Annotated in this window: 13 protein-coding genes; 3 read left to right on the plus strand and 10 right to left on the minus strand. The window is 54.0% G+C overall.

Annotated elements, in window-relative coordinates:
• Positions 1-25: 25 nt before the first annotated feature.
• A complete protein-coding gene (locus NG346_RS06275; protein WP_262280181.1) occupies positions 26-736 on the plus strand; it encodes a response regulator transcription factor in 711 nt (236 codons plus the stop codon).
• 122 nt (positions 737-858) lie between these two features.
• On the opposite strand, the gene NG346_RS06280 is transcribed toward NG346_RS06275, so the two are convergent.
• From NG346_RS06280 to NG346_RS06300, 5 genes are all read right to left on the minus strand, one after another.
• On the minus strand, positions 859-3,126 hold the full coding sequence (locus tag NG346_RS06280) for a TonB-dependent receptor domain-containing protein (RefSeq protein ID WP_262280180.1): 2,268 nt from the start codon (positions 3,124-3,126) through the stop codon (positions 859-861).
• A gap of 43 nt (positions 3,127-3,169) precedes the next feature.
• Positions 3,170-3,526: a GntR family transcriptional regulator gene (locus NG346_RS06285; RefSeq protein WP_154534515.1), complete on the minus strand. Its 357-nt coding sequence runs from the start codon at positions 3,524-3,526 to the stop codon at positions 3,170-3,172.
• A 31-nt stretch (positions 3,527-3,557) separates the two neighbouring features.
• Positions 3,558-4,337, minus strand: a complete 780-nt coding sequence (locus tag NG346_RS06290; protein WP_262280179.1) for a DUF2807 domain-containing protein — start codon at positions 4,335-4,337, stop codon at positions 3,558-3,560.
• Between the two features lie 66 nt (positions 4,338-4,403).
• Positions 4,404-5,210, minus strand: coding sequence for a hypothetical protein (locus NG346_RS06295; protein ID WP_262280178.1), 807 nt, complete (start codon positions 5,208-5,210; stop codon positions 4,404-4,406).
• Between the two features lie 82 nt (positions 5,211-5,292).
• Positions 5,293-6,117 (minus strand): ABC transporter ATP-binding protein, encoded by an 825-nt coding sequence (locus NG346_RS06300; RefSeq protein WP_262280177.1) that lies wholly within the window; start codon positions 6,115-6,117, stop codon positions 5,293-5,295.
• A 397-nt stretch (positions 6,118-6,514) separates the two neighbouring features.
• Between NG346_RS06300 and NG346_RS06305 the strand changes: the two genes are divergently transcribed.
• A complete protein-coding gene (locus NG346_RS06305; protein ID WP_262280176.1) occupies positions 6,515-7,810 on the plus strand; it encodes an O-acetylhomoserine aminocarboxypropyltransferase/cysteine synthase family protein in 1,296 nt (431 codons plus the stop codon).
• Positions 7,811-7,884: 74 nt separating this feature from the next.
• Positions 7,885-8,832, plus strand: coding sequence for a cysteine synthase A (gene cysK, locus NG346_RS06310; protein WP_154534510.1), 948 nt, complete (start codon positions 7,885-7,887; stop codon positions 8,830-8,832).
• 519 nt (positions 8,833-9,351) lie between these two features.
• Here cysK and nhaD read toward each other — a convergent pair.
• From nhaD to rsfS, 5 genes are all read right to left on the minus strand, one after another.
• On the minus strand, positions 9,352-10,713 hold the full coding sequence (gene nhaD / locus NG346_RS06315; RefSeq protein WP_262280175.1) for a sodium:proton antiporter NhaD: 1,362 nt from the start codon (positions 10,711-10,713) through the stop codon (positions 9,352-9,354).
• A gap of 229 nt (positions 10,714-10,942) precedes the next feature.
• On the minus strand, positions 10,943-12,916 hold the full coding sequence (gene dnaG / locus NG346_RS06320; protein WP_262280174.1) for a DNA primase: 1,974 nt from the start codon (positions 12,914-12,916) through the stop codon (positions 10,943-10,945).
• A 9-nt stretch (positions 12,917-12,925) separates the two neighbouring features.
• Entirely contained in the window at positions 12,926-13,792 is an 867-nt protein-coding gene (locus NG346_RS06325) for a phosphatidate cytidylyltransferase (RefSeq protein WP_262280173.1), read from the minus strand.
• A 76-nt stretch (positions 13,793-13,868) separates the two neighbouring features.
• Complete coding sequence (ftsH, locus tag NG346_RS06330) at positions 13,869-15,983, minus strand: ATP-dependent zinc metalloprotease FtsH (protein ID WP_262280172.1); 2,115 nt, start codon at positions 15,981-15,983, stop codon at positions 13,869-13,871.
• Positions 15,984-16,032: 49 nt separating this feature from the next.
• On the minus strand, positions 16,033-16,392 hold the full coding sequence (rsfS, locus tag NG346_RS06335; RefSeq protein WP_262280171.1) for a ribosome silencing factor: 360 nt from the start codon (positions 16,390-16,392) through the stop codon (positions 16,033-16,035).
• Between the last annotated feature and the right edge of the window lie 194 nt (positions 16,393-16,586).

Here is a 16,586-nt window from a genome sequence, read left to right on the forward strand (position 1 = left end):
AAGTTGTATAGAAGAAACAGAAACGATGGAGCAAAAGATAAAAGTATTGTTGGTCGAGGACGAGGCATCGTTGGCCATGATCATGAAGGACACGATGGAGCCTGAGGGCATGAGTGTGACGCTTGCTGCTGACGGCGAGGAAGGACTGCGCGCGTTTTTTGCTGACAAGCCCGACGTGCTGATCGCTGACGTGATGATGCCGCGTATGGACGGCTTTGAGATGGTGAGGCGTATCCGTGAGCACGACAAATTGACACCGGTGCTCTTTCTCACCGCCCGCTCATCGGTCAACGACGTGGTCAATGGTTTCAAGATGGGTGGTGACGACTATCTGAAGAAGCCGTTCAGTCTGCAAGAGCTCATGGCACGCGTCTGCCGCCTGGCTGAACGGCAGCAACTTTATAGTCATTCCTCATCGTCGGAGCCGAAAGAAAGTGACCGCTGGATAGACATCGGAAGCTATCGCTTCAATCCCGTCACACAACAGTTGGCGTGGCAGGAACATGTGGAAGAACTGTCGCACCGCGAAGCCGAGTTGCTGCGGATGTTGGCTGAGCACGCCAATGATGTGGTGGAGTCGCGTGACATCCTCTTAGCATTGTGGGGCGACGATACGCTATTCAATGGGCGCAGCTTGCAAGTGTTTATTACCAAGCTGCGCCATCGCTTGGAGCGTGACCCGCAGCTGCGCATCGTCAATGTACGCGGCATCGGTTACAAGCTCATCATCACTTGACGAGCTTTTGTTTCATAGCCTTTGAAATAACAAAAGTAAATTGAAGGAACAAACAGAGCATCCATAGTCTGAGCGTTTTCAGACCATGGATGCTCTTGTTGTTTTGAATAGAGTAGGATGGACTACATGCCCATTTTGCTTGTCGGTGAGTCTTTCTTTTGTGAGTCGTTGAAGTCGTTGTTGATCTTCGAACTGTACTGTCCGAACTGCTTCTTTGTGTTGCCAAAGTTCCACTTCACGGACAGGGCTATGACCTGTAGAGGAATGGAGACGTGGGTATGGTTGCTGAAGTCGGCACCGGCACTGTGCTGGTTGATGATCAGGTGGCTGCGGAGCGGGTTGGCATAGCGGGCCGAGAGCTCTAAGCGATCCTTGAAGAAAGAGCGGGTGAACGAAGCATTGAAGAACTGCATGCCACTGTTGTAGCCCATGAGGTTGTACTGGCGTGTTTGGGCGAAGAGTCCGAATGAACTCTTGATTTTCCATGGCAGTTGCTGCTCCAGTCCGACATAGGCGTTGCCCGACCATCCCCAATTATGATAGCCCAGCTCTTTCGCCTTCCAGTCACCGTAAGACACGTTGCCGCTGAGCATCAGCGTGGAGTTCTTGCAGGCTGCCCAGCGGACGAAGGCATCCACGTAGGTGTTTCTGCTCTTGCCGTTGTTGGCGTAGGTGCTGTTGTATTTGTTGTCGGCATCCACGAACTGGTAGTTCTCTATCTCATTGCCGATGTAGTCGTGGCTGAGGCTGACGTTGAACATCACCTTCGGCATGAAGAAGTTGTAGGCCAGCGTCACGTTGTGCGACTTCACCACGGCGAGTGACGGGTTGCCGTAGGTAAGCGCTGTCGGGTCGGTGCGGTCGGTGTAAGGGTTGAGCTGGCTGATGCCCGGTCGCGAGATGCGCATGGTGTAGGTCAGACCGAGGTTGGACATCGGTGTGATGTTGTAGCCGATGCTTCCCGAAGGCACGAGGTTGCCATAGTCCTTATGGAAGTTGCGGTCGCTGTGCTCAGCATATTTCACGCTCTCGAAGGTATGCTCGTAGCGCAGGCCGAGGCGTGCGTTGTACTTCTCCTTGGTGAGCTTATACTGTGCATAGCCTGCCACGATGCTCTGCAAGTTGCGGTAGAGCATGCTGCCGGCGTCGTTGAGCACGTCGTTACCGTCAACGATGTCGTAGAGTCGGCTGTCGCTCTTGTTGCGTCGGCTGATGAACTTCGTGCCCGTCTCCAGCGTCTGTCCTTTGCCAAGGTCCAAGGTCAGGTCTGCCTGACCCGTGTGGCTGGTGCCCCATGTACGTGAGTCGGAGAAGAGATCGGTAAGGGTGAGTCCCGTCACACCCGACACATTATTATATATAGTCCATGTACGGTTACGGGCCGGGTTGTAGTCGAAGAGATAGCTCAGCGTCAGCGACGAGGTATGGTCAGCGTTGAGCCACCGCTGATAGTCGGCACTGGCATTGGCGCCCATAAAGCGGTTGCGTTGGCTGGAATTGTAGACATAGCTGAAGCCATTGCCGTAAGGGCCTCCCGAGAAGGAGTTGCGCGGTTGCATATTCTGGTTGGTGTAGCCGCCATTGACACCGGCACTGACGTTGATGGTGCTCAAAGAGTCGAGGGCGTAGCCTAAGGTGAAGTTGCCAAAAGAGAAGGGATGCTTCTGCTTGAACTCCACGTCTGTGGTCTGTAGCGACTCACCAAGAGAAGTCTGTTGCAGACGGGTGTTGGTCACCTTGAGGTTGCCAAAGTCCTGCCAGGCAAACATGCCCATGGCGCTGTAGGTCAGCTTGCCATGCTGTCCGCCGATGTAGGCGTTGGCGCGCTCGCCCTTGTTGCTGAGGGAGAGCTCGACATTGCCGTTGTAGCAGTTGCTGCAGTCACTGTTGGGTTGTCCGCTTTGGTGCACCAGCTTGATGTCGAGCACGCCACTGGTACCCTCGGCATCGTATTTGGCGCCCGGTGAGGTGATGACGTCGATGCTCTTCACCATGGAGGCAGGCATCGACTTCGCCACTTGTGAGAAGTTGTTTTGGAACATCTGGTTGGGCTTGCCGTCGACATAGACCTTAAAGCTGGCAGATCCCTTCACGGTGACGTTGTCTTGTCCGTCCACGGTGACCATAGGTACCTTGCGCAGCATGTCGAGGAGCGTCATGGTCTTGGCGTCCTCGTCCTGCTGTACGTTGTAGGTCATCTTGTCGGTCGTCATCCTGACGACGGGCTTTTGCGCCACCACTTCCACGCCTTGCAGGTCGAGGCTGTCGTGGATGGCTTGGAGTTTAAGGCTGTCGGTGGTGTTGACCGGAGCCTGGGCCAGAGCGGCGATAGGGGAGAACGAAAGGAGAGTGATGGCAAGCGCCTGCTTGCCTTTGATATTGTTTTTCATTGTCTTGCTATTGTTTTTGGGTGGGACGCTGCAAAGCAGCGTCTTACTGAACAGAGGCTACCGCTTCCTTGAGCTCTTCCCAAGAGATGTCGAGGAGCTTCATTTGGCGGGCAAACTCGGGGAGGACGGTCTTGAGAAACGTCTGACGCCGTGTCTGCTTGATGTGTCGCTGCGCATCTTCCGCTACGAAATAGCCGAGGCCGCGCTTGTTGAAGATGATGCCTTCCTGAGCGAGCTGGTCGTAGGCCTTGACCGCCGTGTTGGCATTGACGCCGAGCGTGGCGGCATATTCGCGCACGCTGGGGATACGGTCAAAAGCCTTGTAGACACCCGCGAGGATCTCGTCGCTCAGGCGGTCGGCTATCTGCAGGTAGATGGCTTTGTCGTTGTTGAATGCCATATACGTGAGTGTTATGTGTTGTGAAGTGTGATTACTTGCCGAGTTGCAACTTGTCTGTGTCGATGTCACCGGCACCGGACACACTCTTGTCAAGTGATTGCAGCGTGCCGCAGAGGTCGACGTCACCGCTGCCGGCGATGCTGATGCCCGCATAACCGCAATGTTCGAAGTTGAGTGTGCCGTCGCCGCTTCCGGCAATGTAGAGCTTTGTCACTTTGACATTGGTCAGCTTGCTCTTTACGTCACCGCTGCCGCTGATGCTGAACGAAGCATTGCGGGCCTGTATGGTTCCGGTCTCTATGTCACCACTGCCTGCTACGATATATTGGAAATCACCGGAGAGGGTAACGTCTTTCAGCTTGCTGTCGCCGCTGCCAGAGATGGACAGCTCCAGGCTTTTGCCGGTGATGTTGCTTTCGGCATAGAAGTCGCCACTGCCGGCGGTGGAGAGGGCAATCAGCGAGGGCGCGCTGATCCAGAGCTCGGCACCATCTCCTGTGGTGTTGAAATGTAAGACGGTGATGCCTTTTTGCTTCTTCTCTTCCTTTTGCGTGATGACGAGCTCACCACGGTTGGCGGTGACAGTGTGAGAAGCGTACCAACGTGGGGTGGCCTTCAAGACAACTTTGTAGGTGTCGGACTGCGTGAAGTGGATGTCGCAGTTGGAGTAGTTCTTGATGCTTTGGAAGTCGCGGAGGTTGAGCGTGTAGGACTTCGTGGGCTCGTCGTTGTTGTTGACTTTTTCAATGCGGCAAGCAGAAACGGAAATGAGGGCCACAAGGGCGATAAACATAAATGCTAACTTTTTCATGGTGATACTTTTTAATGATTGGGAGATGCTGCTAAGCAGCGTCTTACAAAACGAAACGGACGCCTTTTATTTGTTGATCCATTGGTTGTTGATGACCTGCAGACGGGTGTAGCGACGGAAGGCGAACCAGTAGCAGAAGATGATGAGCGCGATGCTGACAACGAAGTAGAGGGCATTCCACCATGCATCGTAAAGTATGATCGTGTAGCCACTGTTGATGAACTCAGTGAGAAGGTTCGCAGCCAAAGCACCAAACATGAGGAGCGCGATGCCGAGCCCCATCCACGTAAGGACAGCCATCACGAGTGGATGCTTGTGGTAGATGCTGCCGAAAAGCAGGAAGCAGGCGTGCTGCGTGATGGTTCCTAAGAGAATCACGAGGAAGCCTTCAACAGGGGATGGGTCGCCATTGAGATTTGTATAAAAATGGAAGATGCCACTATTGTTGAGGCCTTCCGTGAGTGCGCTGGTAGCCCACTGTGCTGCATTGCTGTTGATCATCAAGCTCATGAGATATTGCAGTATGTCGCCGGCAAAGAAACCCGCGATGGCAGCCAGCGGCATGGCAACCACGAGTACGAGGTAGCGGGCGATGAACTTCTCTTTGTTGGAGGCTGGGAGCATGAAGTTGTTGATGCGTTGTTGGCGGCTGCGGAAGCTGGAGAAGATGAGCGCACCGCTGCAAAGCAGATAGGCGGACAGAGCTACGGAACAGAGGATGCCCATGGTATAAGCACTGCTCGACGATGACTTGAAGACGAGCGTGAGGATCTGTGGGATGACAACCAGACCGAAGAAGGTCAGGGCCATGGTGGCTATTTGACGCTTGCTGAGCAACAACTCCCAGCGAAGCACTTGCTTAAATCGTGACATAGTAATGTATAATGTATAGTGTATAATGAATAATGTATAATGTATAGTGTATAATGAATAATGTATAAATAAGTGCTAAGCACTAAGCATTTCCGAGCTTTCCGCTGATCGTAGCGTTGAAGAGCAACTCCAGGTCTACTTGTGTCTCCTCACCGTCGCCGCGCGGCATGATGACGGCGTTGCCTTGCAGTGTGGGTTCGGCGTAGAGCACCGTATTGTCCATCTCCTGCGGCGAGAGGTAGCGGAAGGCATAGCGACGAGAGATGTCTGCGATGGAACTGTTGAGCAGCACGCGGCTTTGGTTGATGATGACCACATGGTCGAGCAGACTCTCGATGTCGTGAACCTGATGGGTGGAGATGATGAGCGTGCGGTCGTCCTCCATGTAGTTGGCCACCACCTTTCGGAAGAGTGCTTTCGACGGGATGTCGAGGCCGTTGGTCGGCTCGTCCATCATCAGCAGGCGGGTGCCCGTGGCAATGGCGAAGCTCATATACACCTTTTTCTTTTGTCCCATGGACAGCTCCTTGAGGTTGGGATGTGCCGGCATCTCGAAGTCGGCGAGGCATTTGGCCAGCAGGTCATCGCTGAAATGAGGATAGAAGGCGCGCATCATGTCGGCGAAGGCTTCGAAGCTCATGTCGGGCATGGCATATTCCTCAGGTACGATAAATACTTCCTGCAGCATTTCGGGGAGGCGCAACCGGCTTTCCATGCCGTTGACCGTCACCGTGCCACTGTCGGGTCGGAGCAGTCCACTGATGAGATAGAGTAGTGTGGACTTGCCGGTGCCGTTTTTGCCCAGCAGTCCGTAGACGCTTCCGGGTTGCAACTGCAAGGCGAAGTGGTCAAACACTTGGTGCTTGCTGCCCTGATAATGAAAACAGAGGTCTCTTACATCAATCATATTATTCTTTCGTTTAATTGTTACCTATATTAGTGTACTACTTTAATAGTACACTGCAAAGATACTATGATTGATTTGAAACAACCAAATATTTGGGCAACAAAATGCTTGTCTTTGGTGGATATTTAACTTTTATACAGATAATAATAGCATTTTCTTTGCTTCTGTTAACTATTTTATAAGAAAGGTCAGAGCGCGATCATGCGAAGAGTAAGCTGTGGTTATGGTGCGAAAAAGGGGTTGTACCACGTTTGTGGTATGCAATATGACGTGATTATGCGATTTCTATGATGGGAAAATCGTCGTAACTTTGCATCGTGAAAAAAACAATAGATGTAGAACCGCTGAACGCAACATCTTATATAAGAGTTGAGGGAAGCATAAAAAGTAAATGACTATGAGCAACGAGAAAAAGCTTCATTTCGAGACACTGCAACTTCACGTAGGCCAAGAGCAGGCCGACCCCGCAACAGATGCGCGTGCCGTGCCTATCTACCAGACCACCTCTTATGTGTTCCACAATGCACAGCACGCCAGTGACCGTTTCCACCTGAAAGATGCCGGAAACATCTACGGTCGTCTGACCAACACCACACAGGGCGTGTTTGAGGACCGCGTGGCCGCACTGGAAGGCGGCGTAGGCGGACTGGCTGTTGCCTCAGGCGCTGCTGCTGTGACTTACGCTATCACCAACCTGGCATACGCCGGTGATCATGTGGTGGCTACCGATACCATCTACGGCGGTACCTATAACCTGCTGAAGCACACGCTGAGCAAGTATGGCATCGACACAACTTTTGTCAATCCCGACGACTACGACGCTTTGGAGGCTGCCATTAAGCCCAACACCAAACTCGTATATATAGAGACCCTTGGTAACCCGAACTCCAACATCAGCGACATCGAGCGCTCTGCCGCCATCGCCCACAAGCATGGCATCCCCTTGGTGATCGACAACACCTTCGGCACTCCTTACCTGATTCGTCCTATCGAGCACGGAGCCGACATCGTGGTGCACTCTGCCACTAAGTTCATCGGTGGGCACGGATCATCCTTAGGCGGTGTCATCGTCGACGGTGGTAAGTTCGACTATTTTCAGAACGACAAGTTCCCCGGCTTCACCAAGCCCGACGCCTCCTATCATGGTCTTGTCTTCGGCAAGCTGCCCGCTCCTTTCGTGACCCGCGTGCGTGCCCTGTTGCTCCGTGACGAGGGTGCCTGCATCTCTCCGTTCAACGCTTGGGTGCTGCTGCAAGGTCTGGAGACGCTGTCACTGCGTGTGGAGCGCCACGTATTCAACACATTGAAAGTCATCGACTATCTCAAGACCCAGCCGCAGGTGAAGAAGATCAACCACCCGTCACTGCCCGATCACCCCAACCACGACCTCTACGAGCGCTACTTCCCCAACGGCGCCGGCAGTATCTTCACCTTTGAGATCGATGGCAGCCAGCAGAAGGCTTGGGACTTCATCGACCATCTCAAGATCTTCTCTGACCTGGCCAACGTGGCTGACGTGAAGTCGCTCGTCGTGCATCCAAAGAGTACCACACACTCTGAGTTGAGCGAGGAGGAGGCTTCCGAGCAGGGTATCTTCGACGGAACAATCCGTCTGAGCATCGGCACTGAGCACTATGAGGATCTCATCGCTGACCTCGATCAGGCTTTTGAGGCCGTGAAGAACGAGAAATAAGGTCAAGGAGCGATCGTCGTTTATCAAGAATTTAGAGAATTGAAGAATTAGTAATCATTAAAAAGAAACACATTATGGCAAGAATATATAAGCAGATCACAGACCTGATTGGTCATACACCTTTAGTAGAGCTCAACAAGTACTCGGCTCAGCGTGGCCTGGAGACTCCGGTGCTGGCCAAGGTAGAGTTCTTTAACCCCGGCGGCAGCGTGAAGGACCGCATCGCCCTGGCAATGATCGAGGCCGCTGAGCGCGACGGTAAACTCAAGCCAGGAGCAACGATCATCGAGCCGACCAGTGGCAACACGGGTGTAGGCTTGGCCTTGGTGTCAGCCGTGAAGGGCTATAAGCTCATCCTTACCATGCCCGAGACGATGAGCATCGAGCGCCGCAACCTGGTGAAGGCTTATGGCGCACAGGTGAAGCTCACCAGTGGCAAGGACGGCATGCCGGGTGCCATCAAGGCTGCTGAGGAACTGCGTGACTCCATCCCCGGTTCGGTCATCCTTGAGCAGTTTGAGAATCCCGCCAACCCGCAGAAGCACTATGAGACGACAGGTGTGGAGATCTGGGACGACACCGACGGCAAGGTTGACATCTTCGTGGCTGGTGTGGGCACTGGCGGAACGATCTCCGGTATCGGTCGCAGACTGAAGGAGAAGAACCCCAACGTGAAGGTTATCGCTGTGGAGCCCACTACATCACCGGTGCTCAATGGCGGCAAGCCCGGACCGCATAAGATTCAGGGTATCGGCGCTGGCTTCGTGCCAAAGACCTACGATCCGAAGGTCATCGACGAGGTGTTTGACGTGGACAACGACGCTGCTATCCTCGCCGGCCGCCAGCTGGCTCAGCAAGAGGGACTGCTCGTGGGTATCTCTTCCGGTGCAGCCGCATACGCAGCCACTGAGATTGCCAAGCGCCCGGAGAACAAAGGTAAGACAATCGTGGCTCTGCTGCCCGATACGGGCGAGCGCTATCTCTCGACAGTGCTCTACGCCTTCGAGGAGTATCCACTTTAACAACAACGTTTTCTCGTTTGCATCATTGCATACATTTTAGGCCCGCTGCCTGATGTCCCACTTCCAGGGGACAAGGCGGTGGGCCTTTTTCAATGTTGAATGGTGAATGGTGAGTGATGAATGGGAGCGGCCGGAAGTGTTGAATAGAATACCCCAAAAGGTAGAAACAATACGAATGGAGACAGTCAAGTCAGCGTGTTCTTTTTGAAAAATTAGTTGTTAGTAAATGGTCAAACGTTCGTTGGACGATAGTAAAACGTTCGTTTGACTTTAGTACAACGTTCGTTCGACGATAGTCAAACGTTCGTTTGACTTTAGTACAACGTTCGTTCGACCTACGTCAAACGAACGTTTGACCATCATCAGATAACGCTTCTTTGCATGTCTGGTCGTGCAAGTCAATGTGTCTAAAGACGATTCTAAGTCCATGCAAGGACGAAAAATCGCGCGTATAGAAGCCAAAAGGCACTGACAGGAACGCTGTCAGTGCCTTTTGATGATGATCGCTTAAAGCTTTGTTTATGCAGGAGTGACCATGATGAATGTGCGGATGATCCAGTAGCAGAAGATACCGCCAAGGTAGCCCAGCGCTGCAATCCAGCTCACATGCTTCATATACCAGCCAAAGGTGATCTTCTCCAGTCCCATAACCACAACGCCGGCAGCGGACCCAATGATGAGCATGGAACCACCCACACCGGCACAGTAGGCGAGCAACTGCCAGAAGATGCCGTCGACAGCCATGTCGCCTGTCGGAGCCACAGGATACATGCCCATGCAGCCTGCCACCAAGGGCACGTTGTCGACAATACTCGACAACACACCGATGATACCCGTCACGGCATAGTGGTTGCCGTCAAAGGCAACGTTGAGGCCTTTGCCGATGGAGGTCAGCACACCGGTCTGCTCCAGGCTGGCCACTGCCATGAGGATGCCAAGGAAGAAAAGAATCGTGGACATGTCGATGCGATGGAGTAGATTGACCACCCGCTTCTTGGTTCCGTGAGTCTCGTAGGAAGTGGAGAGATTGCGGTAGAACAACTCGGTGGCAATCCACAGTACACTCAGCACGAGCATGATGCCCACGAAGGGAGGCAGACCGGTGATGCCCTTGAAGACTGGTACGAACATCAGACCGCCCACACCGATGCAGAACACGGCGGCACGCTGGCGATGACCCAGCTCCTGCTCTTCGGTCTCCACAGGAGCGTCGGGGCTGTCAATGTCCTCCAAGTCGCCGTGGAGAGAATATTGCAGGATGAATGCCGGGATGACCATCGACACAATAGAGGGAATCGTGATCTCGGAGAGTACGCCTAAGGCAGTGATGACACCCTTGTTCCACAGCATGATCGTTGTCACGTCGCCGATGGGCGAGAACGCGCCACCGGAGTTGGCGGCGATGATGACGAGTGAGGCGTAGATGATGCGGTCCTTGTGCTCTTTCACCAGTTTACGCAGGATCATGATCATTACGATGCTCGTGGTGAGGTTGTCGAGGATAGCAGAGAGGAAGAACGTCAGGAAGGCGATGCGCCACAGCAGTGTGCGTTTGCCTTTGCTCTTCATCACGCCACGCACCCAGTTAAACCCGCCGTTCTGGTCCACGATCTCCACGATGGTCATGGCGCCCATGAGGAAGAACAGCGTCGTGGAGGTGTCGCCCAAGTGCTCAGTGATGGCCGTGCCTGCCTTGTTGATGAGTTCCTGACCGCTGAATCCCGGCAGATAGCTTCCCGGGTCGATCATGAACAACGTCCAGCAGACCACAAACATCAGCAGGGCTACGGCAGCTTTGTTGACTTTCGTCACGCTCTCTAAGGCTATGAACAGATAGCCCACGCAGAACACGACGACAATAGCGATAGTTAATGTTGACATAAGCGTTACGTTTTTATGCTTTCTCTGTAATATAGTTAACCAAGTGCAAAGATAATCATTTTTCTAAAAGCAAGAGGCGAAAAAGCCAAATATTATGCTTTTCCGCCTCTGTTGTATTTGTTTTGTCATTTGGTGTTTATCCGTTTGATATGTCCCAGAAGCGTTCCTGACCACTCAAAGGCATACTTCGTTTCTCTCATTGCCAAAGAAAGACAATGGAAGCTATTGGTTAAAGGATGATGTTGCTGCCGAGCTGTTTGGCAAGGGCGTTGCGCATGGTCTGCAGTTCCTGGTAGCGGGCCATCAGCTCTTTGAGCTTGCCGATGTCCTTGGTGCTTTGCGCGATCTCGGCCTGCACCTGTTTCAGTTGTGCCTCGACATAGTCCTTGCGGAAGTCAAGCATCAGGTGCATGGCCTGGTTGCGCAGGTCGTCGGTTTCGTTCTCCATGCGTTGCTCCAGTTCTTCTTTGTTTTTCGGTGCTTCCTCCTTCTCAATGAGATGGTACTTGTCGGCTGTCATGTCGGCGGCAAGTTGTGCGATGGCGATGTTGTCGTGGTGGAGGAAGTAAGGCTCCGCCTTGAATCCCGGTTCGGTGCTTTTCTGTGCAGCCTCTTGCAGAATGCGGTTGTAGACCTCGCTTTGGAACGAGAGACTGTCGGTGGTGAGGCTGTAGTGGATATATTGTGCCACGGTGAGCGAGTGGAGCTGTCCCTCGTCATCCTCGACGTTGTTGAGGATGATATGCTCGCCATGTTTGATGATGAGCTGAATGATCATGCTCTCCACCTGAGTAGCCTGCACCTGTGGCGTGACCGGCATCGACGGCTGTGACACGGGCGCTTGTGCGGGAGCAGAAATGTCGCCGGGGACAGCCGAGCCCGGAGCACCACTCTTACGGCTACGGATGAAGTTGTTCATCTGATTGATAAGGGTAGCCTCACCGATGCCGATGCGCTGTGAGCAGTCATGGATGTAGGTATCGCGGAGAATCTGGTTGGGCACCATCGACACGGACTGTACGATGGAGCTGATGGCATCGGCGCGTTTCTTCGGGTCGGTTTCTCCACGCAGCATCAAGTCGGTCTTGAACTGGATGAAGTCGGCTGAGTGCTCCTCGATGTATTTCCGAAAGTCGGCGGCGGAGTGGGAGCGTGAGAACTCGTCGGGGTCCTGGCCGTCGGGCAACAACAGCACCTTGAGGTTCATGCCCTCGGAGAGCAGCATGTCGGTGCCTCGGAGAGCGGCGTGTATGCCGGCGGCGTCGCCGTCGTAGATGAGCGTGATGTTCGACGTGAAGCGGTGGAGTGTGTGGATTTGGTGCAGGCTGAGTGCCGTACCTGAGTTAGCCACTACGTTCTCGATGCCGCACTGGTGCATGGCGATGACGTCGGCCTGCCCTTCAACCATGAACACGCGATCCTCCTTGGCAATGGCGCGCTTGGCCTGCCAGATGCCGTAGAGCTCGTGATCCTTATGAAAGATGTCGCTGTCGGGCGAGTTGACATATTTCTGATTGACGCCTTTTGTACGGCTGTCGAGCACGCGGGCCGTGAAGCCCACCACCTTTCCGCTCACGCCAATCCATGGGAAGACTACGCGTCCGGCATAACGGTCGATCAGCTCACCACGGTCGGTGCGGTAGCAGATGCCCGTTTTGAGCAGATACTCTTCTTTATAGCCTTTCTGCAGAGCGACACGGGCCAGGGCACGTCGGTCAGAGATGTCGAAGCCCAATTGGAACTTCCGGATGATGTCGTCGCGGAAGCCCCGGCTGCGGAAATACTGCATGCCGATAGCCACACCGTCGGCATGGTTGTGGAGCAAGTCCTCGAAATACTTTGAAGCCCATTCGTTGACGATGAACATCGACTCACGCTGGCTCTGCTCCTCCTTTTCCTTGCTGGAGAGCTCGCGCTCGTGGATTTCGATGTGGTATTTGTTGGCCAGCCAGCGCAGAGCCTCGGGATAGGTCATCTGCTCGTGCTCCATGATAAACGACACGGCGTTGCCACCCTTGCCACAGCCGAAGCAGTGGCAGGTGCCACGGGCGGGAGATACATAGAACGACGGTGTCTTCTCGTTGTGGAACGGGCAGAGGCCTTTGTAGTTGGCGCCCGAGCGCTTGAGTGTGACAAACTCCGAGACCACGTCCACGATGTTGGCGGCCTCTTTGATTCTCTCTACTGTCTGACGGTCAATCATGGTTCTGCGTTAGAAAGAGACGAGTGTATAGAGATACATCACGGCGGCGGGGATCGCCATCAGGCTGGAGTCGAAGCGGTCGAGCATGCCGCCGTGTCCCGGCAGGATCTTGCCGCTGTCCTTGATGCCCAAGGTGCGCTTGAAGAGACTCTCCACGAGATCGCCCCAAGTGCCAAAGACCACGATGACGAGACCCAGTCCGGCCCATTGCCACTCGTTGAGCTGATGAGCCTGTCCGTTGTTGGCGTAGAGTCCAATGACGAAGGCAGCGATGATCACGATGACACCGCCTCCGATGCTTCCTTCCCAGGTCTTACCCGGAGAGATGCGTGGGAAGAGCTTGTGCTTGCCCAGCAGGGAACCGGTGCAGTAGGCGCCGGAATCGTTGAGCCAAAGGAAGATGAAGACGCACAGCGGCAGGAGCATGTCGTAGTGCACGCCCGTTGCGTCGGCGTTGACCTCAAAGGCGAGGATATTGATCAGCGACAGCGGCATGGCGATGTACATCTGTCCCAGCATGGTATAAGCCATATCGGCTACCGCGTTTTTGTTGCCAGTGTACAGCTCGCTGATGAGCAGATAGACGATGCTGAGGATGTAGGGCACCATCACCACGAAGTTGTTGACCATTCCCGTGCGCCATCCGGCCACGGCAAGGAAGAAGTAGACACCGGCCACCGTGGAGATGAGACGGTTGACCTGCACGTCGGCCACGAAGTTGTTTACCAGTCCGGTGTACTCCCAAAGGGCGAGAGCTGTTATGAGGGCGAAGAGCGCCACCATGGTTGTGGGAGTGAGGAAACCAGCCACCATGACGATGACAAAGAGCACGCCTGTGATGGTGCGGATGATCAGATTGAGTTTTTTGTCGTTCATCGTATTGTCGTTTAAGTTGTGTAATAGCGTATGGGCGCACCCGTGGAGGCGCGCCCATACCTTTTATATATATGTATTAGTCAGCTTGCTCAGCGTCGCCTTTCTTTTCAGTGTTGGCGTGAGCGTCAGCCTCTTCAGCTTGCTTCTGCTTCTCGGCAGCTTCGTGCTCGGCCTGTGCCTTTTTCACCTCGTCGGGCATGTCCTCGAGTTTTGGCTCAGCAGCCTTGGCCTTTTCAGCCTCAAGCTTGTCGTTCTCTTCCATGAGTTCCTGTGAGCGGCTCACCCATGGACGCTTGCCAAAGATCTTCTCCACGTCCTCGGCATAGATGACCTCCTTGGAGAAGAGCAGGTCGGCCAGCTGTTTGTGACCTTCCTTGTGCTGCGTGAGGATGTTCTTGGCGCGCACATATTGCTCGTTGATCATCTTCAGCACCTCGTCGTCCATGATCTTTGCGGTGGTCTCGCTGTAGGGGCGCTGGAACTGATACTCCTGATTGTTGTAGTAGCAGATGTTGGGGAGCTTGTCGCTCATACCCGCATAGGCTACCATGCCGTAGGCGCTCTTGGTGGCGCGCTCCAGGTCGTTCATGGCTCCGGTAGAGATATGTCCGGTGAAGAGATCTTCGGCAGCACGTCCGCCGAGCAGTGCACACATCTCGTCGAGCATCTCCTCTTTGGTGGTGATGACGCGCTCCTCAGGCAGATACCAGGCAGCGCCAAGCGCCTGACCACGCGGTACGATGGTCACCTTGACCAACGGATTGGCGTGCTCGCAGAACCAGCTGATGGTGGCGTGACCGGCCTCATGGATGGCGATGGAGCGCTTCTCCTCGGTGGTCATCACCTTGGTCTTCTTCTCCAGACCGCCGATGATGCGGTCCACAGCGTCGAGGAAGTCCTGCTTGGTGACGGTTTTCTTGTCGTGGCGGGCGGCGATCAGGGCGGCCTCGTTGCAGACGTTGGCAATGTCAGCGCCGGAGAATCCCGGAGTCTGACGCGCCAGGAAGTCGATGTCGAGGCTGTCGTCGGTCTTCAGCGGCTTCAAATGTACTTGGAAGATAGCCTTGCGCTCTGCCATGTCGGGCAGGTCGACGTGGATCTGACGGTCGAAACGTCCGGCACGCAGCAATGCCTTGTCAAGCATGTCGACGCGGTTGGTGGCTGCCAGAACGATGACACCCGAGTTGGTGCCAAAGCCATCCATCTCGGTGAGCAGGGCGTTGAGCGTGTTCTCGCGCTCATCGTTGCCACCCATGGCGGGGTTCTTTGAACGTGCACGTCCCACAGCATCGATCTCATCGATGAAGATGATGCACGGTGCTTTTTGCTTGGCTTGGGCAAAGACGTCGCGCACGCGACTGGCACCGACACCGACGAACATTTCCACGAAATCGGAACCCGACATCGAGAAGAAAGGCACGCCGGCCTCTCCGGCCACAGCCTTGGCAAGCAGAGTCTTACCTGTTCCCGGAGGTCCGATGAGCAGGGCTCCCTTAGGAATCTTTCCACCCAGGTCGGTATATTTCTTCGGGTTCTTGAGAAACTCCACGATCTCCTGCACTTCCTGCTTGGCACCTTCCTGTCCGGCAACGTCCTTGAAGGTGATGCCGAGCTCGCCGGCTTTCTCGTAGAGCTTGGCTTTGCTCTTGCCTACGCTGAACACGCCACCGGCACCGCCTGTGCCGCCACCCATGCGTCGGCCGATGAACCACATCAGCACGAAGAAGATGATCAGCGGGGAGAGGTTGATGATCAGCGACATGATGTCGCTGGTCTTGGCGTTGTCGTAGCTGTAGCTGGCAAACTTGCCTTTGGCCTGCTCGGCAGCTAAGTACTTGTCGAGCTCATCGACGGAGCCGAACTCTACGTTGACATAGGGGTCGTTGCCTGTCTGCTGCGCAGTCTGTTGGAATACGTTTTGGATATACTTAGGCTTGACGTACATCTTCAGCGTGTTGTCGTTCTTGTTGACGACGATGCGCTGGGCATAGCCTTTCTCCACGTAAGTCTTGAAATCACTGTATTTGGCATCCTTGCTTGTGCCTGCGGCCTGCGCCAGGGAGTCGCCTCCACCGGTGAAGAAGAGCACGGCAAGGCCAATGAGCACGATGATGTAGATCCAGTTCATGTTGAACCGTGGCATCTTCGGCTGATTGTTATGCCTTGGAAATTGATTGCTGTTTCTGTCCATTTCTGAGGAGTAGAATTGTTATGTATGTTAGAATTGTCTTGTCTGTCGTTTAGTCCACGTCGGGCAGTTCGGTGAGCTTGGCGTCCTCCCAGAGGTTCTCCAGGTCGTAGAACTCTCGTGTCTCCGGCATGAAGATATGCACGAGCACGTCGACATAGTCGATAGCCACCCATTGGTTGTTGCCCAGTCCGTTGACATTTACGGGTTTTTCGCCCGCTTCCTTTCGGCAGATGTCGCCTACGCTTTCGGCGATAGCCTCCACCTGCGTGGGTGAGTTGCCCTGGCAGATGACAAAGTAGTTGGCGATGGCGCCGTCGATGTGGCGGAGGTCAGCAATGACGATGTGCTGTCCCTTCTTCTCTTGTATGCCCTTGGTGATGGACTTTACGAGATTTGTTGCTTCTGTCATGTATCTGTTTAAACTTGGTATACCTTATTAATATATATATGTAATGATTTGAATTGCAAAGATACGGTATATTATCGAAAGAGAGTAGTCTTTCGATGTTTATTTGATATTTTTTAGGAAGACGAGAGAGGTATGGAGAGTCTGAGAGGGGTGGAAAGAGGTAGTAAAAGAGAGAAAAATGCGTTTTTTATAAA

The organism is Hallella absiana, from assembly GCF_025457485.1.
Lineage (GTDB): Bacteria > Bacteroidota > Bacteroidia > Bacteroidales > Bacteroidaceae > Prevotella > Prevotella absiana.